The organism is Gordonia sp. LUNF6 (assembly GCF_047041125.1).
GTDB classification, from domain to species: Bacteria; Actinomycetota; Actinomycetes; order Mycobacteriales; family Mycobacteriaceae; genus Gordonia; species Gordonia sihwensis.
The window spans coordinates 44,857-65,565 of record NZ_CP178181.1; the positions used below are offsets into that span (position 1 = coordinate 44,857).

The following is a 20,709-nucleotide window of genomic DNA, read 5'->3' on the forward strand; positions in this document are numbered from 1 at the left end:
TTGTCGACCGAAGGGAGACCGCGTGGACCGCCCCGCCCAGCACTCCGGCGACCAAGATCTCACCGCCAAAGCGCGAATCCGCAACGCCGCTCTCGAGCTTTACGCGGCCAACGGCGAGGACCGCACACCGATGCGGGCGGTCGCGGCCGCCGCCGGGGTTACCGTAGGGCTGGTGGTCCATCACTACGGGTCCAAAGACGGCCTCCGCGAGGCCGTGGAGCAGATCGTCGTGGAGCGTTTTGCGTCGGCCCTTGCTTCGGCGCCGACCGACGGGGCCGGCGAAGAAATCGCTCGCGTGCGGAACGAGGCTGTCTCGGAAATGCTGGTCAGAAACCCGGAGGTGGTCAACTATCTCCGCCGGGCGCTACTCGAACCCGGTGGTCAGCGGGGGCAACTGCTGGAGCGGCTCACCGAACTTACCCACCGGGAGGTCGTTGCGATGCGCGAGACCGGCGCGGCCTCGCGGGGTCGCGCCGACTCCGTCCAGGTGGTCGACGTGATCATCAACCAGATGGGCCGGCTGTTCCTGCAGCCGCTGGTGGATGCCGTCTGGACCCACCTCGGGACCTTTACCCACACCGAGGGGCGCAGCAAGCCCGAACTCGGCGTGAGCGTGTCCGGGGGAGGAGCTGTCGATCGTTCCCACGGGTCAGCCACCTGACTCGAGTTTCACTTTCACTGAACATCTGTACAAGCATCACGCTGGCGGTTACTGTTCCTGCTGTGTCCGGGGTCACATATCCGATCTCGGAGTCATCGACACCTCAGGAGTCACCATGGCCACTCTCGGAGGCGCCCTCGCGCTCAATGCCCGCCGGCACCCGGACAAGACCGCACTGATCTTCGGCGAGAGCACCTACTCGTACGAGCAGCTCGCGGCCCGGATCAATCAGTATGCGCACGCGTTGGCGTCGCTCGGAGTCGGCAAGGGCGACAGGGTGGCACTGCTGAGCCCGAACTCCGACGCGTACATCCTGGGCCTGTACGGAGCGTTCCGACTGGGGGCCATTGCCGTGCCTCTCAACCCTCGCGTGCCGGCCCGCGAACTTCGCTACCTGCTCGAGGACTCCGGTGCGACGGTGCTGCTGTACTCCGAGGGGCTCGCGGTGGTGGTGGCCGGCCTCGACGAACTCGATCCGCTGCCGTCCGCGCCGCAAAGTCTGGTGCTGGACGAGCCCGCCGCGCAGGGCATCGCGCGGCTCGCAGACACCATGCCGACCACCGCGCCGGAAGTGGAGGTCATCGAGGACGACGACTGCATTATCCTCTACACCTCGGGCACGACCGGGCGTCCCAAGGGAGCGGTGTTCGACCATCACCGCATGCTGTGGGTGGGGAACTCGGTTTCCGCACTCGGTATGAATATCTTCGACCGGAATCTGCACGTCGCGCCGATGTACCACTGCGCGGAGCTGGTCCTGTTCGTTATGTCAGGGTTCAGCCTGGGCACCACTCACGTGGTGCTGCCAGCGTTCGAGCCCAAGGCGGTCCTGGATGCGCTGGAGAAGCACCGCATCACCGTGTTCCTGGGCGTGCCCACCATGTACCAGATGCTGCTGCAGCACCCCGAGCTCGGCACGCGCGATCTGTCCGCGTGGCGGCTGGGCTTCTTCGGCGCCGCACCAATGCCGCCGAGCGCGGCGACCAGCTTGCTCGCCACCCTGCCGCACGTGCAGTTCTTCCAGCTGTGCGGCCAAACCGAAGGCGGCCCGACCGGCATCTTCCTCACTCCGGACGAAGTACGCGCCCGCCCAGATGCCACCGGACGGGCGTCCATCACTAACGCCGAGACGCGGATCGTCGACGACGAGGGCAACGACACCGCGGTCGGCGAGCCCGGGGAGATCATTTACCGAGGCGAGACCATCATGAAGGGCTACTGGAACAAGCCCGAGGCCACCGCCGATGCGCTCCGCGACGGCTGGCTGCACAGCGGCGACGTGGCGGTCCGGGACGCCGACGGGTTTATCACGATCGTTGATCGGATGAAGGACATGATCATCACGGGCGGGCGCAACGTGTACTCGGTGGAGGTCGAACAGGCCCTCGCCGGCCACCCGGACGTGGCCGATGTGGCGGTCGTCGGGCGGCCGGACGAGATGTTCGGGGAGAGCCTCATCGCCGTCGTCACCCCGGTCGAGGGCCGCGAGGTCACCTTGGAGTCGCTCCGCGAGTACGGATCCCAGTTCATTGCGGGTTACAAGCTTCCGCGCGAGCTCATCACCCGGCCCATTCCCCGTAACCCCTCGGGGAAGACTGGTTCTCCCGAGACAGTTCGATGTGTGTTCACAGTTAGAGAACTCAACGTGTACGATGTGTGTTCACAGTTAGAGAACTCAACGTGTACTTTTGAAGGAGTGGATGTGCCCCGTACTTTCCTAGCAAGATCGATTGGATACGCAGCTGCTGCGCTACTCGTAGCAACAGCAACAGCAACAGCGGGCGCTCCGGCCGTTGCAGAGCCTGCGGACGCCCCTGTCGAGAACGGCGGCCTGCTGCGGTCTGTTAAGACGGATCTCCTGGCAGGCGCCATCCCTACTGGGGTGAAGGCGACTTCGGTCACGTATCGAAGCTCCGATACCCGCGGCAAGCCAGTCGCTACAACGGGAATTGTTATGGTTCCGGCTTCGAAGTGGACTGGTAGAGGACCTCGCCCATTGGTCACCTATGCAGTTGGCACCCACGGCTCGGATCCGAGTTGCCGACCTTCACAGCTGCTGACTCGCGGACTGACCACCGACCGCTCTGGCGTTCCTATGATCGAGCTACAGCTGCTTGACGTGGCTTCCCTCTTGACTCGAGGGTTCGCTGTAACCATGACCGACTTTCAGGGGACGGAGGCGCCGGGGCGGCTACCTTACCTGCAGCCCATTCCCCAAGCCCACGCAGTGCTTGATGCTGCGCGCGCCGCTATATCGGTGGGGGCAGTTGATCGCCGAGCGCCTGTCGGAATCTGGGGATACTCACAGGGGGGCGGGGCAGCTGCCGCCGCTGCCGAACAGGCCAAGTCTTATGCCCCTGAACTCAATATCAGAGGGTCTGTGGTCGGTGCGCCCCCGACCAACCCGGCGCGAACAATGATGTTCAACGAAGGGAAGCTATCGGCCGGAGTTATTGGCTACTTCGTGAACGGGGTACGGGCTGAGTATCCGCAACTTGCGCCGAAGATCGATGCGAAACTAAACAGTCAGGGTAGAGATTTTCTGCGTAAGACTGCGGGTGAGTGTCTGGTGGGCAGTGTCGTCGGCCACTATTTCAGATCGACAAAGGGGATGACGGTAAGTGGGCGACCGTTAATCGAAGAGTTGGCTTCCGATCCTGAGATAAACAGCGTATTCCAGAGTTTCGTAATGGGACGAACGGCACCGAGTCATCCGGTACTCCTTATGCAGAACGTGAACGACGACGTTGTCCCCGCCGACGATGCGAATGCCACGGCAGACGCTTGGAAACGCGGGGGTACCAACGTCGCCAGGGCGAATATCAACACACCATCGCTACCGCCCATCGGAGCTCCAGGACACGCAGTCGGATTGGTTACCGGTAATATCGCAGTCAACTGGCTGGCAGGCCGACTCACCCAATAAATGGCTCACAGCGAGGACCTGCGGAAGTCAAGCGTGTCTGCCGGCTTCCGCAGGTTGGCCCCTGAAGCATGGCCGTCACCGACACAGCTCGTCTATGCATCTGGCCACCAAGTGTTTGTCCACCACAGCAGCACGTGACCGCTGGTCCAGCGCTTAGTGATCGACGCAGGTCGCAGACACATGGCGTCCAAGCGGGTCGAAACGACGCGTAGCCAGCGCGCGATCACCGCCGGGTGAACTCCAACCCCACGGGTGACGCGCGCCGGACCAAACTAGGCGTGATCGTTGCGAAAGTACTTCGCTCGAGTCTCTGTCGGCAGCACTTCTAGCCGTCCCCTGAAATGAGAGCGTGCCGCCTCGACCTTCTGCTCATGACTTCGTGTGGCGGTCGTCAGCTGACTCTTGGCTCGCTCGATCTTTTCGGGAAGCGTCTTCTTCTCGTCAGCGGCCAGCCGTGCTTGTTTGTTGATCGCTGCCGCCAGCGCGTAGGCGTTCGGACCGGCTTTTGGGTCTTTCGATGCATCAAGGGTGGCGACACCATTTACTGCAGGACCATCAACCACAACGTACGCGTTGCCGGCACCGTTGGTGGATTCGTCGGCTGCCGATGCGGTGACGCCGATGATCGACCCGCTACCTTGCCTGGTGTCGATCCATCGCTGGTAGACCGTCACTCCTCCGCCGGCGGCGACCCGCTGGCCCTTGACGCTGCTCAGTTCGCTGATGGTTCGCTCGATGCTGGCGACTTCTGTCGTCATCAGCCGCGATGCAGCCCGGAACTGCTTGCGTGCAGACCTGGCGGCTGTCACTGCGTGCTGTACCTCGACATCGAGCTTGCCGAACTCCCGCCGGCGGTATTCGAACCAGCCGACGCCGACGATCACGGCCAGCGCGATGATGACCGCTACTGCTATTCCGGTGGCATCCATGTGGTTGGTCCTTCTGCTTGGTCACAATTGTTGTCGGGAACGGCGGATTGACATGAGAGTCTGTCAATCTTTGGATGGGCCTCGAGTCCTTGACCGGGTCGATCAGGGAGCGTCTTGCGAGTAGCGCTCTCGATTTGGTGGCGCAACTCCGTGGCTATGCTCGCGGGAACATCGATGTGAGCCTTGCCGAAGAGTTCGGTCACTCGTCGGTAGGCAGTTGCTCGTTCGTTAGGAGGAGATCGATCGTCGAGCGCCACTTTGATTGCCGATTCAGCGCGTCGCAGCAGAGTTCGTTGCTCAGCCGACAGACCGCTGTCACCCGAGGCTGAAGCAGCTGCGTACGCGGCCCTCCATGCGGTTTCGGCAGCAACGGCCCGATCGGCGAAGTCACGCACGAAACCGAGTTCGTCAGGAACGGTGCCATCTACTCGCAAGGCATCGGCATGGGCGAAAGCAGTGTAGAAAGCTTGCACGAGCGGGTGTGTTCGATCGGCCAGTAGTGGGCGATGGAAGAATGCCGTTGCGTCGGTCTCGTAGGCAGCGAACGGCGGTGTCATACCGTCGTAGCAACACTGCAGGCCACGAGGGGTTGCGGGTAGCGCGGTAGGAGACCCTGGGTGGGGCTGGGACGGATGATGTTGACGGTGGCGGACCGGACGGAGATCGCGGTCGGACGGCGTGCGGGGATGACGGTCACGGCGATCGCCGAGCAGATCGGGCGCGACAAGTCGGTGGTGTCTCGCGAGATCAAACGCAATGCCACCAAGACGGGCGCGTATCAGGTGGTGCACGCCGACAAGCACGCCCGCGCACGGCGGGCCCGTCCGCAGACGAGGGCGATCGATGCTGACTCGGTGCTCGCCGACCGGGTACGGTCCGACCTGCGCAGGTCGCGGACGCCGCGCCAGATCGCGGGGAGGTTGAAGCTCGAGGCCCAAGACCCCACAGTGGATCCCATGACGGGTTCACCGAACGCGCAGGGCCGCCGCGTGTCACACGAGTCGATCTATCGGTGGATTTATGCTCTTCCGAAGGGAGAGTTGGCTGCTCAGGGCATCCTGTTGCAGTCCAAGCGCACCGCGCGTAAACCCCGCAAGTCAGTCGGTGAGCGGTCGGCGCGGATCGTGGGCATGGTCAGCATCGACGACCGCCCCGAGACCGCGGCCGATCGGCGGGTGCCGGGCTGGTGGGAAGGAGATCTGATCGTCGGGAAGGCCGGCCAGTCCGCGGCGGTGACCTTGGTCGAGCGCACCAGCCGGTACACGCTGATCCTGGGTCTGCCGGACGGGAAGAAAGCACCCGGCGTTGCTGATGTGCTGATCGATCACCTGCGAGGACTGCCGGAGTTCATGCGACAGGGCCTGACGTGGGATCAAGGCACCGAGATGGCCGAGCACGCCAGCGTCACCGTGGCCGCCGAGTTGCCGATCTACTTCGCTCATCCCCGCTCGCCATGGGAACGCCCGACGAATGAGAACACCAACGGCCTGATCCGCGAGTACCTGCCCAAGGGCACCGAAATCCCATCCGATCAGCTGTACCTCGAAGCGATCGCCCGCGAGCTCAACGAGCGGCCACGGCAGTGCCTGGGCTTCTACACTCCACGGGAAGTCTTCGAACGCCTACTGAAGGACAACGTTGCTTCCACGAGTTGACACCGCCAACTCTTCCCGCACCGTGTTCAGTCGGCGAACAGCGTCAATCCATAGCGCAGAGCGTAGTTGAGCATCGTTACCAATGCGCCCGGACGGTGGTGCCGCTGCGACGTCCGCGGCTGGCGGCTGTGGCCGGACTTCGCCACGAGTGTGCGGAGTATGAGAGGCCTGATGAAGGACTGCTCCGGGCGTGACGCACAGGACGCAGAAGCTGTTTCGCGCGCTTGTCACCGACTGAGGGGGAACCAGTTCGTTACCGGTGCTGCCTCGTATGGGACGAGTGATTACGACTGATCCGGATATGGGCCAAGCTTCATACGGTGCAGTGACAAGCATGTCAGCAGCTGCGGAGCGGAGACGACGCAGCCACTCCCGAAAGGCAGGGTCACCGTCCGCGATTATCAGTGGACCTTTGTTGTCGTCAACCCACTCAGCCACAGTGAGACCGGTTCCTGGGATCAGTAGTGTGGCGACGGCTTGACTCAGGTAGTAGCTCGTGGGGGCGTCGCGATCATTGTCGGCGTCATCGGCCGCGTGCATGGGCGAAATTCCTTGCCGGTACTGGGTCTCAGGTTTCGCTGAGTGTTGAAGCGCCCTGGGTTCCGTTCCGAGTCTCAGCAAGGAGAATCGGAGTATGCCCAAGAAGTTCAGTCCAGAGCTGCGTGAGCGTGCCGTGCGCATGGTCTACGACCGCCAAGCCCGCGAGGGCGGCCCTCGCGCAGCATCGATCCGTGCCGTCGCGCCGCAGCTCGGTGTCGGCACAGAGACGCTGCGGATCTGGTGCAATCGCTACGGCGCCACCGAGCCGGTCGGACCGGGAGAGCCGCTCGAGGAGGAGAATCGCCGTCTCCGGCGGGAGCTCGCCGAGGCGCGACGTGCGAACGAGATCCTGAAGGCCGCCTCAGCGTTTTTCGCAGCGGAACTCGACCGCCCCACGACGAAATGATCGCGTTCGTCGACATGCATCGCGAGAAGTTCGGGGTCGAGGCCATCTGCCGCATCCTCAGTGCGACAGAATGTGGGTTCATCACCTCCCGCGGATACCGCGCTGCCAAGAACAGGCCGGCCTCCGCTCGCAGCGTTCGGGACGAGATGCTGGCGGAGGAGGTGCAGCGGATTCATCAGGCGAACTACAGCGTCTATGGGGTCCGGAAGATGTGGCACGCAATGCGCCACGCAGGATGGAACGTCGGTCGCGACCAGGTCGCGAGGCTGATGAAGATCGCCGGCCTGCAGGGCGTTCGCCGAGGTCGAAAGCCCGTCACCACCTGCTCCGCAGACGGAGATGACCAGCGCCCGGACCTCGTTGAACGGCGGTTCGTCGCGGATCGACCGCAGCAGCTTTGGGTCGCCGACATCACCTACGTCCGGATGCTCTCCGGGTTCTGCTACGTCGCATTCGTTACCGATGTCTTCAGTCGCAGAATTGTCGGCTGGGCGGTCGCGCCCACGCTCCACACGGAGTCTCTGCCATTGCTCGCACTGGAGCATGCACTGCAGTCCACCGGGGTGAGCAGGAACGAAAGCGGATTGATCCACCATTCCGACAGGGGTAGTCAATACGTTTCGCTCGCCTATTCGGACGCTCTGCTCGCCGCGGGAGTTACGGCTTCAGTAGGTACCGTCGGCGATAGCTACGATAACGCGCTGGCCGAGACAGTGAACGGCCTATACAAGGCGGAGTTGATCTACTCCAAGCGGATCTGGGAGTCAGTCAGCGAGGTTGAGCTCGCCACGATGGGCTGGGTCCACTGGTGGAACACCTCCCGGCTCCACGAAGCTCTCGGCTACCGCACCCCGGCGAACGTCGAAGCGACCTACACTCACACCACGACGACCGCGCCCGCGACCGTGTAACCACGGAACGAAACCCAGGGCGCTTCAGTGTATCCGCCTGTCCGGAGAGCTCGTTACGCAGACTGAGGACCCGAGGAGTGGTGTCGGCGAGCATGGTCAGTTAGGTTTTTGCCGCCCGCGGGCGTCGGCAGCGTGGTGCGCTCGAGCACGACTCCAGGCTCAACTAGCCGTTGCCTGTTCCCATGTCGCCTAACAGCAGCACAGCTGCGGATGTCGTTCCGAGACAGGTGGGTGGCGTGCGCGCCGCGAGCTACTACGTACGGCTAGCGAACGGCGGTTGCAACCGGCTCAAGCAGTAGCAGGCACGACCGATCCTCGTAGCGGTCGACTTCGGCCGTTATGTCGAGGTTCGTCCCCACGCCGATCGTGTCCGGTACCGGGCCGACCCAGTGGAGGTCGTTGAGGGTGTTCTCATCACGGAACTGGAAAGCCGGTCCAGTCGCTGACGCAGCGTCGCCCGCGTTGATTAGGATGTCGTACCTAGTCTTCGCGTTCCCGTGCGGTGCCATCGCGGCGATGCTGCCGGGAAACACGATCGTTCGACCACGATGAGCCGCAGCAAACGCTGCGATGTCCGGCGAGCAGTAGTCAGTGAACGCGAGGACAGCCGCGAACTCAGGACTGTTCTCAGGCGTGAGCACCTCGCCATCACGGGTCGATGACCGTGACGCTGCTTCGCCAGTCGCTTCAGCGGACGGTTGCCCGCTCGGCGAAGCTGTCGCTTCACCCGGCGCGGGATTCGCCGGGGCAGTGTTCTTCTCGATGACTAGCCCGACGGTCACAATGATTGCCAGCACGAGCACAACCACGCCGCCACCGATGATCCAAAGCAGCCGACGAGACTTCGGCCGGGGGCGACGGAAGGTGATTTCAACCTGAACCATACCTGGCGACTGCGAGACCAACTCCCAGCCGTCGGCCTCCCACTTCTTTACAATCCGCGACTCCATGCCGCGGACCGCACGGATCGTTTTCGTCTCGTACGTGACTCCGGTGTCCGTTGCCATGCTCACAGCCCCTCAGCTTCATGCCAGGAAGGTGGCCGGCCCGTGCTGAGCCTACTGGCCATCCGAGCCCGTACCCGCCACTGGGACACCCCATATCCCTTTGTCGCCCGCGGGTGATCCTGCGGAGGGTCAGGGCCGAAGGACGGACGAGTGCGGCTAATCTTGTCGAGTTTCGTCAAGAGAGGGCACCCATACGACCACTCCACCGCCTCCCCCACCTGGGTGGTATCCAGATCCATCGGGAGGTTCAGGATCACGGTACTGGGACGGCAAGAAATGGAGGGCACAGGTGGCGCCCGCCCCGCCAGCACCCGACTTGGGTAGTGGAAAGCTAGCCCCGCTGCTGTCTGATACACGGGGTGCTGCGGGTGCTCCGATGTCAACGGCCAGTTTGATGTCCCCGCTGGTGGCCAGGTAAAAGTCCCCACCCTGTGCGGGATGTTTTAGGTGGGTGGTACCTCCGTTCGGTGTGTCATGCGGTAGGAGTCGCCGTCGGTGATGACGATGGTGGCGTGGTGTAGGAGTCGGTCGAGGATGCTGGCGGCGGTGGTGTGTTCGGGCAGGAATCGTCCCCATTGTTCGAAGGGCCAGTGGCTGGCGATCGCGAGAGATCGGCGTTCGTAGGCGCCGGCGACGAGCCGGAACAGCAGTTGGGTGCCGGTGTCGTCGAGCGGGGCGAATCCGATCTCGTCGAGGATGAGCAGATCTTGGCGCAGCAGGGTGTCGATGGTTCTGCCGACGGTGTTGTCGGCCAGCCCGCGATACAGGGTCTCCACGAGGTCGGCGGCGGTGAAGTACCGCACTTTGTGTCCGGCGTGCACTGCGGCGATCCCCAACCCGATCAGGGTGTGACTCTTACCCGTCCCGGCAGGGCCGATCAGGGCGACATTATGTTGCGCCCGAACCCATTCCAGTGAAGACAGGTATTCGAAGGTATTGGCCGGAATAGAGGATGCGGCCACGTCGAACGATTCCAAGGTTTTGGTGACCGGGAACCCGGCAGCTTTGAGTCGGTTGCGGATGTTGGAGGCATCACGAGCGGCGATCTCGGTTTCCACCAGGGTTCGCAGTACTTCTTCGGGTGTCCACCGCTGGGTTTTCGCGGTGAGCAGGACCTCGGGTGCGCTGCGGCGGATCGAGGCCAGTTTCAATCGGCGTAGCGCGTGATCGAGGTCGGCCGGTAGCGGCGGCACTGTCTGAGGTGCAACGGGTGTCGATGTTGTGGTGGTCATGACACCTCCTTGTCGCCGGCGCCCAGCTTGTAGGCATCCAGCGAGCGGGTGGGCGCGGTAGGCAGGTGACCCAACAGTGCTGTGCCGGCCGGTCGCGGGTTGGGGGTGCCGGCTCCGGCATCGAGGATCGAGCGCACATCGGCGGCCTTGAACCTCCGGAACGCCACCGCCCTGGTCAGAGCGGTGAGCACCTGTTCGCGGCCGTGGGAGGTGACGAGCCCGAGGATGTCATCGAGTTCACCGCCCAGGCGGGTGTTCCCGATGGCCGCGGCACCGACCAGGAACTGCTCAGCAACCTCACCGAGATCGCAGAACTGTTTCTCTACCGCAGTTTTGGGCCGTGGTGCACGACTGGGCGGGGTGCGTGGCCCCCCGTAGTGATCATCGTTGAGGACGACCTCACCAGGTGCGGCCAACAGATGATCGGCGACCACCTCACCGGAGGCAGGTTCGGCGATCAGGAGCCGCTCACCGTCCTGGATGAGGGTCACGGTGGTGCCGATGAGCCGGTTGGGTACCGAGTAGCGGGCCGAGGCGTACCGGATACACGAGAGGCGATCGACCTTACGGGTGACCGGCGGTGGACCGACCTGGGCCCGCAGAGACGGCAACGGGCTCAATGTGTCTCGTTCGATCGTGAGTTGGTCAGCAGGCACGCACAGTGTGTCGCTGTGACGGCGGGTGTTGACCTCGACACACCAGTCCCGCGCGGCCCGGTTCGCTGCGTGCACATCCAGCTGCACGTCGTCACGACCAGCAGCGATCTTGGCTTCGGTCCACAACGGCTGCGCCAGATCCGACTGCGCGTACCCGCAGAGGTTCTCCACGATCCCTTTCGATTCCGGATCGGCGCCGTGACAGAAGTCCGGGGAAAACCCGTAGTGGGTGGCAAACCGCACATACGTGGGGGTGGGTACGACGACGTTGGCGACGACTCCACCTTTGAGGCAGCCCATCCGATCAGCGAGTACCTTGTTGGGTACTCCACCGATCTCTTCCAACGCCTCGGCGATGAATCCGAGTGTGGTGGTCGCTGTTTCGTTGGTGGCGAACCGAACGAAACGCCACCGCGAGAACGCCACCACCGCGCAGAACATGTGTAGCCCGCCGATTACGGCCCAATCGATGACCAGGTAGTCACCCGGCGCCCACACTGCCGGGCGGCGGCCACGATGATGGTCACGGCGCCACTGTGTTTTCTCCTGGGCGACGAGACGACGGAAGTTGCGGGCCGAGCCCTCATAGCCCGCGGCACGTGCTACCGGCAGCAGTCGCTTGGCGGTGATCCGGCCGTGTGACCGCTCGACTCGCTCAGCGACCAACTCGGCGACCGCATCGTAGTTGCGGGCCCGTTCCTTGCGGTCGGGTGGTTGATCGTCGGCCTCGAACCGGTCGACCACACGCTTGACGGTCTTGTGGGTGGTGCCGCACACCTCGGCGGCGGCGCGATAGCTTCCGAGTTCTCGGTAAGCAGAAATGATGTCCATACGGTCCTTCGCAGACTTCAATGGAACTCCCAGGCGGTGATGGTGATCGGTTGGCACCTTCACCGTCATCGCCTGGGCCCTCAGTTCCGGGTCGACACGACGAACACAGGGTGGGGACTTTTATCTGGCCACCAGCGGGGACCTCGACCTGGCCACCAGTGGGGACTTTCTCATGGCCATGGACACATGGCTGATCGGATCGGGACGTTGCTGAATCGTTCGGGTGGCGAGGAGGTGCTCATCGTCAGCCGCGGGAAGGTGCGGACTCGGTTCCGTCGTCGGGATGAGTTGGGTTGGAACTTTCGGGTGGAGTCGACGGACTCGGAGAACGTCATCGAGGTAACGCCAAAGCCGAAGCCAGATCCGAAGCCGGCTCGCCGATCTTCGCATGCGCGTGGGCAGCGGGTGGCGTACGTGCGGGTGTCAGCCGCGGATCAGAACGAGGCGCGTCAGCTCGAGGCGGTGGGGGAGTGCGACCGGGTCTATATCGAGAAACAGTCGGCACGCTCGCGCGCTGATCGCGTAAAGCTCGAAGAGTGCATCAGGTATCTGCGGGACGGTGATGAGCTGGTTGTCGCGTCGATGGACCGACTCGCTCGTTCCCTGGTTGATCTCAAGCAGATCGTCGGCGAGGTCACCGCGAGGGGTGCGAGTGTGCGGTTCGTCCACGAGCGGGCCACCTACGCTGCTGGTGCCCAGGATCCTCGAGCCGACCTGATGCTCTCGCTGCTCGGGGCGTTCGCAGAGTTCGAGCGGGCCATCATTCGCGAACGCCAGGCCGAGGGTATCGCCATCGCCAAGGCGAAGGGCAAGTACAAGGGACGCAAACGCGTCCTGACTGAGGAGCAGATCGACAAGGCCCTTGCCCGTATCGAGGCGGGGGAGGGGCCGTCAGCTATCGCCCGGGATCTCGGGGTGGGTCGATCCACGCTCTACCGCGCACTCCAGCGAGTAAGGAAGTAGGCGCCGCCGACACGTCGCGTTAGCCCGCCCACTGCGCGACGAAGCTGGTGCGACACCCTTACAGGACACCGAAGTCGTAGCCCTTGCGTCGAGATGCCGCGTTCGGAGATCCCCGCTACGGCATGGACGACGAGGGTTCGAGCACGCGTCAGTGAGTCCCGGTTGGAATGAGCTCCACCGTCTCGTTCGGCGCGACCTAGTGCGCGCCCGGGTGACCACCACTCGCCAGTGAGACCGCCGCGAAACGTCCGTAGACCACCGCCACCGCCACTTACCGGCGAAAGTCACAATCACAACCCTGCATAGCCACAGGATTTCACGCCAGCCACCACACCGGGCTCCTGCCACGAGGATTGTGCAGCAGTCTCCTAGTAAGCGGGGTGGTCCAGCTCGTCGAGCACGCGCTGGGCGATGCGGTAGGCCGCGTTGGCATCGGGCACGCCGCAGTAGATCGCCGTCTGGAGCAGCAACTCTTTGATCTCGTCGTTGGTCAGCCCATTGGTACGCGCGGCCCGCACGTGCATGGCCAGCTCCTCGTGATGGCCGCGGGCCACCAGGGCGGTCAGCGTGATGAGTGAGCGGCTGCGCCGGTCAAGACCCGGACGCGTCCACACCGACCCCCAGGCGTACTGGGTGATGAAATCCTGGAAGTCGGCGGTCAGATCGGTGATCGCCGCGGTCGCGCGGTCGACATGGGCGTCGCCCAGGACCGCCCGGCGCACCGCCATGCCGGCGTCGCGCACCCCGGCGACGGTCGTGGGAGCGGCAACCGCCTGCCCCGCGTTCGCGTGATCGCGGATGAGTTGGGCGACCTCGGACGGTTGCTCGGCCGGGGGCAGGTGCGCGACGCCGTCGAGGACGACGAGCCGCCCGTTCCGGACTCCAGAGGCGATAGCCGCGAGATCGGCCGGCGGAGTGGGGACGTCGAGCAGACCCGACACCGCCAGCACTCGCGGTTCGATCTCGCCGAGGCGGTCACGGACGTCGAAGCCCGCCAGCGCCTCGCACACCAGCGCATAGCCCTCGTCGTCGGCGTCCCGCAGGTCGTGCAGCAGGGCTGCGCCGATCTCCGGCTCCCGCTCCAGGAATCCGGGTGCGAACCAGCGCTGGGCCGACCCTTCGATCATCGACGGGGTGCCCGACGCGCGCACGGACGTGGCCCGTGTCCGCCAGGCATCCGGCTCGCCGATCCGTGCGCCCGTCGACAGCAGGACAGCGGAGTCGATGCGCGCGGGTGCGTCCAGCAGCAGCTGCAGCCCGACGGCGCCTCCCACCGAGTCGCCCGCGTAGGTGAAAGTGCTGGCGAACGTGTCGCGCTGGGCCACCACGTCGTCGACCATCCCGAGGACACCGGCGGCCAGCTCGGCCATCGTGAACGGCTCGGCGGAGCCGGCGTTGGACCCGTGCCCGGGCAGGTCCCAGGCGAGAACCTCGAATCGATCGGTGAGTCCGGCGGCGCAGCGCGCCCACAGTGACTGAGCGGACGTGCCCAGCGAGGGCCCCAGCACGAGAAGGGGGAGGGCCGGCGATCCGCCGAGCCGGACGGCCGTGATGCGAGGGATGTTCACTCGTTCTCCTCCAAGAAGGTCCGGGCCCGCTCGACGGCGCCCGCGATGAGGTCCTCGGAGAATCCGAGGTACGTGGTCGGATCGGCGCTGGCGGTGGCGTCCAGCAGCCCGGCGATCGAGCGGCGTTCCGCCAGCACGCTCTCGGCCGACGTGTCGAGCGTCGTGCGCATTCGCTCGGCGTCCACGTGCAGACCCGTCAGCAGCTCGGTGGTCTGGGATGCGGCCACGACGGCGCGTCGGCCGAGCAGGTGCAGGGTCGACCACTCGACGTGCCACGCCCCGTCCGGACGTTGGTCGCCGGAGGCGGCCGACGCGACGTGCAGCGTGGCGGCAAGACCGGGGGCTCCCAGGGCCGCGCGACGCACCAACACGGATAGGACCGGGTTGTTCTTGTGCGGCATCGTCGACGAGCCGCCGCGACCCTCAGCCGTCGGCTCGGCCAGCTCGCCGATCTCCGTCCGTGCCAGGGTCGCGACATCGGTCGAGATGTGTCCCCACGCGTCCGTGCACGTCACCAACGCGTCGGACGTCCGGGTGACCGTCGCCCGCGAGGTGTGCCACGGGCGCAGCTCGCGCAGCCCGAGGGCCACGGCGGTGTCGGCGACCAGGTCAGCGCTCGTCCCCTGGGGATCGTCGTGCCCCCGCAGGCCCGCCAGCTCGGTGGCCGCCGAGAACGTCCCGACCGCCCCGCCGAGCTGCACCGGCAGGAGGGAGCGGGCGTCGAGGACCAGATCGGCGGCGTCGACCAGGCCGTCGAGCCAGCCCGCGGCGACCGCACCGAATGTCGTGGGGACGGCGTGCTGGGTCAGGGTGCGGCCGACCATCGGCGTGTCGGCGTGCTGCGCGGCGAGACGGGCGAGAGCGGTCACCTGGGCGCGCAGCTCGCCGATCAGCCGTTCGAGCGCATCGCGCAGCGCGAGCATGAGGGCGGTGTCGAGGACATCCTGGCTGGTGAGCCCGCGGTGAAGCCAGGTGGCGGCGGGCTGCGGCGCTCGCGAGCGGAGCAGCCCGACGAGCGGGACGACGGGGTTGCCGCTGCCCTCGGCTGCCGCCGCGATGTGCGGCAGATCGTCGGCGGTGACGAGCGGGGCGAGGTCGGTGGCGGCGGCGGACGGCGCGAGCCCGGAGGCCACGAGAGCGTCCAGCCACGCGGACTCCACCCTGACCATGGCGGCGAGCAACGCCTCAGCACTCATCAGGTCGCCGGCGCGCTCGTCGCCGGGCCAGAACAGGTCGGTCATGGCGTTCAGTGTGCCGCCCCGTGGCCCGGGAACGTCAGGAAGACGGTCTCGCCCTGGCCCTGCAGACGGATGTCGAACGCATGTCCCTGCGCATCGGCCTCCGCGACCAGCGTCGCGCGACGGTCCGGCTCGAGGCTGCTGAGAAGGGGGTCCGCAGCGAGGGCGGCCTCGTGTCCCGGCAGATATGCGCGTGTGAAGAGCCGATCGAGCAGGCCACGCGCGAACACCGTGAGCGCGAAGAACGGTGCGCCCCCGTCGACCCCACCCGGCGCGATCGTCGAGAACGAGTAGTGGCCGGCGTTGTCGGTCGACGACCGGCCCCAGCCCGTGAACGTCCAACCGTCGCGGCGCAACGAGCCCGGCTGCTGGACGATCGCGCCGGACGCGTCCGCCTGCCAGAGCTCGACCAGCGCGTCGGGGACCGGCGCACCAGAACCGTCGAGCACGCGGCCGTGGAACCGGATCGCACCCGGGCTGCTCGCAGGCACCAGTTCGGAGTCGCCGTCATAGGGGAGTGCGTAGTGGAAGAACGGGCCCACCGTCTGGCCGGGCGTGGGGTGCAGGCGGGGGCTCATGCGTGGTCCTTGTCGTCGTTGTTCTCGGTCCAGGTGCGGTGGGCGCCGGTGAGCACGATGTCCCACCGGTAGCCGGTCGACCACTCGGGTCGCGTCAGGTCATGGTCGTAGCGGGCGACGAGGCGGTCACGGGAGCCCTGGTCGGTGATCGACTGGTAGATCGGGTCCAGCGCGAACAGGGGATCGCCCGGGAAGTACATCTGCGTGACGATGCGCTGGGTGAACTCGGTGCCAAACAGGGAGAAGTGCACGTGGGCGGGACGCCACGCATTGCGGTGGTTCCGCCACGGGTACGGACCCGGTTTGATCGTCTGGAATGAGTAGCTACCGTCCGCACCGGTCAGGCACCGCCCGGCGCCGGTGAAGTTCGGGTCGAGCGGCGCAGGGTGCTGATCACGCTGGTGGATGTAGCGTCCTCCGGCGTTGGCCTGCCAGATCTCGACCAGCTGGCCCGCGACCGGGCGTCCGTCGCCGTCCACGACCCGGCCGGAGATCGTGATGCGCTCGCCGATCGGCTCGCCCGAGCGCTGAATCGTCAGATCGGCCTCGAGTGGATCGACGTCCCGGTGGCTGAAGCACGGAGACCACAACTCGACGCCTTCCGGATCGACCTGGTGCAGATCCTTGGTCGGATGCCGCAGGAGGCTGCTGCGGTACGGGGAGTAGTCGAGGCGGGGCCGGATAGCGGACGGGTCGGTGCCGGCGGACAGGTCGGCGATCTCGGCGCTGATCTCGGCTTGGGTCGATAGGTCAGGAGTGCTCACCAGCCCGACGGTAGGTGGCCGGGGCGTACGCTTCGAGCTATATCGTTCACTGAGTGAAAGGGGGGCGACGATGGCCGGCAACACCTCCGACCCGGGAGCCAGTGTCGCCTCGCGCCTGCTGACCGTTCTCGGCGCCTTTGACGATGAGCACCGGGCGATGACGCTGAGCCAGATTGCGCGTCGGGCGGGTCTACCGCTGCCGACCACTCACCGATTGGTGGCCGAACTGGCCACCTGGGGCGGCTTGGTGCGGCGGCCGACCGGCGAGTACGTGGTGGGTCGCCGGATCTGGGAGCTCGCACTACTGGCGCCGACCCAGACCGGCCTGCGCCAGATCGCTGAGCCGTTCCTCCACGACGTGTACGGCGCGACGCTGGCCACCGTGCACCTCGCGGTGCGCGAGGGCGCCGAGGTGTTGTACCTCGACCGGCTGTCCGGCACGGCGTCCGTCCCGATCGTCAGCACCGTCGGCTCCCGACTGCCGCTGCACTGCACGGCGGTTGGGAAGGTGCTGCTCGCGCACGCGCCCGACGACGTGCTCGCCGAGACGCTCGGCTCGTTGACCCGGATGACGCCGTTCACGGTGACCCAGCCCGGGCTCCTGCGCCAGCAGCTGGCTCGGGTGCGGCGCCATGGGTATGCGACAACGGTCGAGGAGATGTCCCTCGGGGCGTGCTCGGTGGCCGTCCCCGTGCTTCGAGACACCGCGGTCGTCGCATCCCTGGGTCTTGTGGTTCCCCGCTTGACGAGGGACAGGACCCGCCTCGTCGGAGTCCTCCAGGCCGCGGCGTTCGGTATCGGCCGGGAACTGGCGTCAGGCGGGTGATGGGAAGGAGATCTGACGCGGGCTAGAGGGAGACAGGGGCCGACGCTGATCCATCTAGACCGATGTCCGGCGAAGTCGTACTTGAGGCATGAGAATCCAAAAAATCGAACCCCACGGAATCCGGGGCACACCAATGTGCCCATCAAACCCGGGGCACACCAATGTGCCCATCAAACCCGGGGCACTTCAGAAGCGGTATTGCTCGCACCACAGCCTTGACCTGGAAGGGCAGGAATGCCAGCCATGAACTTTTTACCGCCCTGCCCACGGGTGCGTAAGCGCAGCGTGCCGGAGATGGATGCGGCATCGGATGCCCCGGTGGCAGGTCACAGCGCGTGAGACATCCGGGCCGTGGATTCGCCGCTTTGGCTGTGGCCGTACTGGTGACTGTCTTAACAAACATGCCGGTGTTTCTCCTTGGGGCGCTGGCCACGGAGATCACCGCAACAATCCGCGTCCCGGCCTACGGGATCGGCCTGGCGGTAGGGGTCTACTGGGCTGCGGCCGCCCTCACCTCCGCGTGCACCGGTGTGATTGGTCGTGTGCTCAGCGAGAAAGGCATGGGCATCGCCGCCTTGCTTCTGGCGGTCGTGAGCCTGACCGGCAGCGCGTCCTGGATCTCTGCGTGGCCGTGGCTAATTGTATGGGCATCCCTGGGGGGACTCGGGAACGGTCTCGGGCACCCTTCCTCCAACCACTTGCTCGTCACGCACATCCCAGCCGCCTCGTGCGGGCTGGCCTTCGGGGTGAAACAGGCCGCGGTCCCTGTGACGGGGTTGGTCGCCGGCGTTTCGATCCCGTTGGTTGCGTTGACTCTGGGATGGTCCATGGCCTTCCTGCTGATGGCTGTACTGGGCATGCTCGTACTGGTCCCCGTGGCCCGGACCCGGACCATGCCGGTCGTTATGGGTACGACCCGGCCGGCGGGGCAATGGGATACCCAGATGCGTTCGGCGTTGGTGCTGATGGCCGCGATGACGATGTTCGCGGGCGGTGCCGTTACGTCCGCCGTGGCCTTTGCCGTGATCGGCGCGCTGGAGCGGGGGATTGCAGTCGGCCCGGCTGGTGTGATTCTGGCCGTCGGCAGCGCCTTAGGAGCCGCGACCCGTATCGTCATTGGCGGAGTCGTCGATCGAGGCGGCGTGTCAGCACTTTCTCTGATCCAGACAGCACTCATCGTCTGCGCCGTCGGGCTTTCACTCATGGCGATCCCCACCACCTGGAGCTACGTGGTAGGTGTCCTGCTAGCGGTGGGCCTGGGGTGGGGGTGGCCAGGTCTGGTGCACTTCCTCATCTCGCACATGGCGCCTGGGGCCACCGCAGCGGCCACCGGCATTGTCCAGACCGGCACGTACATCGGCAATACCATCGGCCCCGTGCTCACCGGGGTGGCCCTTAGCCCCGCTGATTCACGGGCCGGTGTGACTGCTGCTGTCGGGTGACGGCGGGATCGATTTCGTGGGTGGGCGTGCGTGTGTGCCGGCTGGCGCTGCCGGTGGGCGGGTCCCCGGGTGGTGATGTCGTGGGCGGGCATGTGAGGTCAGGCTGGTTTGGGGATCGCGGCGATCGTGTTGAACACAGCGACGATCGCGACGGCCCAGGGCCATGTTTCCGGGATCTTCACTTTTCGCCGTCGGCCGCTGCGGACCAGCCGGGCTGCCACGTGAAGGAAGCGGTAGCGCAGTGCCTTGGGCTCGCACAACGCCAGGACTGCGGCCTCGCCGGTGCAAGCGAGCATCCGCGTCCAGGCAACGAGGTCCGCTGCGATCATCACCGCGACGAGCCAGGCCTGGTTGAGCGCGAACCCCCGCGAAGGTAGCCGCCCGAGCCCGGTGTCCTTGGCGTGGCGTATCCGGTCCTCGACCCGGGCGTGAGCCCGATGCCTGGCCTCGAGGAATTGCAGCTGACCCGTGGCGGTGGTGTTGGTGACAAAAGCCTGGTAGCGCCATCCATCGATCTCCTCGAACATCGACAACTGAGCACCCGGATGGGGCCGCTCGCGGCGCACGATCACCCGCATCCCGTCTGGCCACTTGGCGAGCATCCGTTGGGAGAGGAATCCGGTCAGCTCCGCGATGTCGGCCCCGTCACGAATGTCCCCGTTGGGGTTGAGCGCTGGTCCCCACGCGGCTTCGGGGCAGGTCGCGATGGCCCGGCGAATCGGGGCAGTGATGGAGAAGCCGACCGAGTACTCCACCTGTCGACCACGGACGCGGTTCTGCTCGGTGATCCAGTCGATCAGGTCGTGGGAGGCGCCGGCACCGTCGGAGCGGATCAGCAGATCACGCCGATGACTGGCGGGGATCTGCGCGATTGCCTGGCCCAGGACGTCGATGTGGTCGGCGGCGGTGTTGGACCCGGCGTTGCCTGGGCGCAAGCTCGCGGCGAGGAACTCTTCTGTGTTGTCGCACCACACGCCGATCGGGTGGTACCCGAACGTGCGCTTATACGTCGGCGCAGCAAGCTCCTTCTCGCTGTGAGTGACCACAATGGTGGCGTCCACATCGAGCACGACCGTCGATCCCAGATCCCGCCCCGCACACGCCGATGCGGGCACTCCGCCGGGCAGGTGGGACCACACGTGCCGCCGCGTGCGAGCCCGCGCCACCTGGATCTTCTTGCGCTTGCCGGCAGTGACCTCATCGAGCGTGCGCCACACCGTCGGCGCCGACGCCACTGGGCCCAGGGCGCCGGACTGGTGGCGCAGGACGCCGATGTCGGAGATGGACTCGCCGCCATCGGCGAGCATCACCGCGGTATCGATCAACACCCGGCCGCGATCGTGGATCGGGATGAACCGGCGGCGAGCCATGGCCCCTGACAGCTCGGCGGTCAGACCGACCTGATCAGCCAGAAGTCGAGGCACGATAGCCCCGGCATGCGAGACCACCCCGACACCATCTGCAGTAACGGACAGACCGGCCGACCACGAAGTACGCTTCACCTACCGAGTGCTTTCTGCTGGAGAACATGGAACCTTAGACAAGTCCCAGTTTCCCCTGTTCAGGAAGCACTTCG

Annotated in this window: 16 protein-coding genes, 1 pseudogene and 1 other annotated feature; of the genes and pseudogenes, 8 read left to right on the forward strand and 9 right to left on the reverse strand. The window is 65.7% G+C overall.

Annotated elements, in window-relative coordinates; translation table 11 throughout:
* Positions 1 to 22: 22 nt before the first annotated feature.
* On the forward strand, positions 23 to 661 hold the full coding sequence (locus ACK8HH_RS00260; protein ID WP_006897085.1) for a TetR/AcrR family transcriptional regulator: 639 nt from the start codon (positions 23 to 25) through the stop codon (positions 659 to 661).
* Between the two features lie 115 nt (positions 662 to 776).
* On the forward strand, positions 777 to 3,587 hold the full coding sequence (locus ACK8HH_RS00265; RefSeq protein WP_156896117.1) for an AMP-binding protein: 2,811 nt from the start codon (positions 777 to 779) through the stop codon (positions 3,585 to 3,587).
* Between the two features lie 272 nt (positions 3,588 to 3,859).
* On the opposite strand, the gene ACK8HH_RS00270 is transcribed toward ACK8HH_RS00265, so the two are convergent.
* Positions 3,860 to 4,516 carry a hypothetical protein gene (locus tag ACK8HH_RS00270; protein WP_006898340.1) on the reverse strand — a complete coding sequence of 219 codons (657 nt, stop codon included), beginning with the start codon at positions 4,514 to 4,516 and terminating at the stop codon, positions 3,860 to 3,862.
* 632 nt (positions 4,517 to 5,148) lie between these two features.
* Between ACK8HH_RS00270 and ACK8HH_RS00275 the strand changes: the two genes are divergently transcribed.
* On the forward strand, positions 5,149 to 6,171 hold the full coding sequence (locus tag ACK8HH_RS00275) for an IS30 family transposase (RefSeq protein WP_412475205.1): 1,023 nt from the start codon (positions 5,149 to 5,151) through the stop codon (positions 6,169 to 6,171).
* A 634-nt stretch (positions 6,172 to 6,805) separates the two neighbouring features.
* Positions 6,806 to 8,028, forward strand: a protein-coding gene (locus tag ACK8HH_RS00280) for an IS3 family transposase (RefSeq protein ID WP_085948520.1) whose coding sequence is annotated in 2 segments (ribosomal slippage) — positions 6,806 to 7,085 and positions 7,085 to 8,028 — 1,224 coding nt in all. Because the reading frame shifts where the segments join, the coding sequence is not laid out codon by codon here.
* Positions 7,075 to 7,208: a sequence feature (AL1L pseudoknot), on the forward strand. It overlaps the preceding gene by 134 nt.
* Before the next feature lie 263 nt (positions 8,029 to 8,291).
* Here ACK8HH_RS00280 and ACK8HH_RS00285 read toward each other — a convergent pair.
* The gene (locus ACK8HH_RS00285; RefSeq protein WP_075844772.1) at positions 8,292 to 9,035 is read right to left on the reverse strand and encodes a DUF4839 domain-containing protein; all 744 of its coding nucleotides are present in this window, start codon (positions 9,033 to 9,035) and stop codon (positions 8,292 to 8,294) included.
* Between the two features lie 229 nt (positions 9,036 to 9,264).
* On the opposite strand from ACK8HH_RS00285, the pseudogene ACK8HH_RS00290 reads away from it, so the two are divergent.
* Positions 9,265 to 9,453, forward strand: a pseudogene (locus ACK8HH_RS00290) (DUF2510 domain-containing protein); the annotation flags it as partial.
* A 25-nt stretch (positions 9,454 to 9,478) separates the two neighbouring features.
* On the opposite strand, the gene istB reads toward ACK8HH_RS00290, so the two are convergent.
* Together istB and istA are read right to left on the reverse strand one after the other, a co-directional pair.
* Positions 9,479 to 10,267, reverse strand: coding sequence for an IS21-like element helper ATPase IstB (istB, locus tag ACK8HH_RS00295; RefSeq protein ID WP_062394395.1), 789 nt, complete (start codon positions 10,265 to 10,267; stop codon positions 9,479 to 9,481).
* On the reverse strand, positions 10,264 to 11,775 hold the full coding sequence (gene istA, locus ACK8HH_RS00300; RefSeq protein ID WP_075845131.1) for an IS21 family transposase: 1,512 nt from the start codon (positions 11,773 to 11,775) through the stop codon (positions 10,264 to 10,266). The genes istB and istA overlap by 4 nt, the downstream gene beginning before the upstream one ends.
* 165 nt (positions 11,776 to 11,940) lie before the next feature.
* Here istA and ACK8HH_RS00305 point away from each other — a divergent pair, with 165 nt between their 5' ends.
* Positions 11,941 to 12,717: a recombinase family protein gene (locus tag ACK8HH_RS00305; protein WP_006898352.1), complete on the forward strand. Its 777-nt coding sequence runs from the start codon at positions 11,941 to 11,943 to the stop codon at positions 12,715 to 12,717.
* 368 nt (positions 12,718 to 13,085) lie between these two features.
* Here the strand turns inward: ACK8HH_RS00305 and pcaC are convergent, their stop codons facing one another.
* From pcaC to pcaH, 4 genes are read right to left on the reverse strand one after another with little or no spacing between them, the layout of a single operon-like run.
* Positions 13,086 to 14,285 (reverse strand): 4-carboxymuconolactone decarboxylase, encoded by a 1,200-nt coding sequence (pcaC, locus tag ACK8HH_RS00310; protein ID WP_006898353.1) that lies wholly within the window; start codon positions 14,283 to 14,285, stop codon positions 13,086 to 13,088.
* Complete coding sequence (locus ACK8HH_RS00315) at positions 14,282 to 15,526, reverse strand: lyase family protein (RefSeq protein WP_039868240.1); 1,245 nt, start codon at positions 15,524 to 15,526, stop codon at positions 14,282 to 14,284. Before ACK8HH_RS00315 ends, pcaC begins: the two co-directional genes overlap by 4 nt.
* Positions 15,527 to 15,531: 5 nt before the next feature.
* A complete protein-coding gene (pcaG, locus tag ACK8HH_RS00320; RefSeq protein WP_006898355.1) occupies positions 15,532 to 16,101 on the reverse strand; it encodes a protocatechuate 3,4-dioxygenase subunit alpha in 570 nt (189 codons plus the stop codon).
* Positions 16,098 to 16,865 (reverse strand): protocatechuate 3,4-dioxygenase subunit beta, encoded by a 768-nt coding sequence (pcaH, locus tag ACK8HH_RS00325; protein WP_006898356.1) that lies wholly within the window; start codon positions 16,863 to 16,865, stop codon positions 16,098 to 16,100. Before pcaH ends, pcaG begins: the two co-directional genes overlap by 4 nt.
* A 70-nt stretch (positions 16,866 to 16,935) precedes the next feature.
* Here pcaH and ACK8HH_RS00330 point away from each other — a divergent pair, with 70 nt between their 5' ends.
* Positions 16,936 to 17,691, forward strand: coding sequence for an IclR family transcriptional regulator (locus ACK8HH_RS00330; RefSeq protein WP_006898357.1), 756 nt, complete (start codon positions 16,936 to 16,938; stop codon positions 17,689 to 17,691).
* Between the two features lie 383 nt (positions 17,692 to 18,074).
* Positions 18,075 to 19,133 carry an MFS transporter gene (locus ACK8HH_RS00335; protein ID WP_327037082.1) on the forward strand — a complete coding sequence of 353 codons (1,059 nt, stop codon included), beginning with the start codon at positions 18,075 to 18,077 and terminating at the stop codon, positions 19,131 to 19,133.
* A gap of 98 nt (positions 19,134 to 19,231) precedes the next feature.
* Here the strand turns inward: ACK8HH_RS00335 and ACK8HH_RS00340 are convergent, their stop codons facing one another.
* The gene (locus ACK8HH_RS00340) at positions 19,232 to 20,635 is read right to left on the reverse strand and encodes an IS1380 family transposase (RefSeq protein ID WP_006897051.1); all 1,404 of its coding nucleotides are present in this window, start codon (positions 20,633 to 20,635) and stop codon (positions 19,232 to 19,234) included.
* Positions 20,636 to 20,709: the final 74 nt, after the last annotated feature.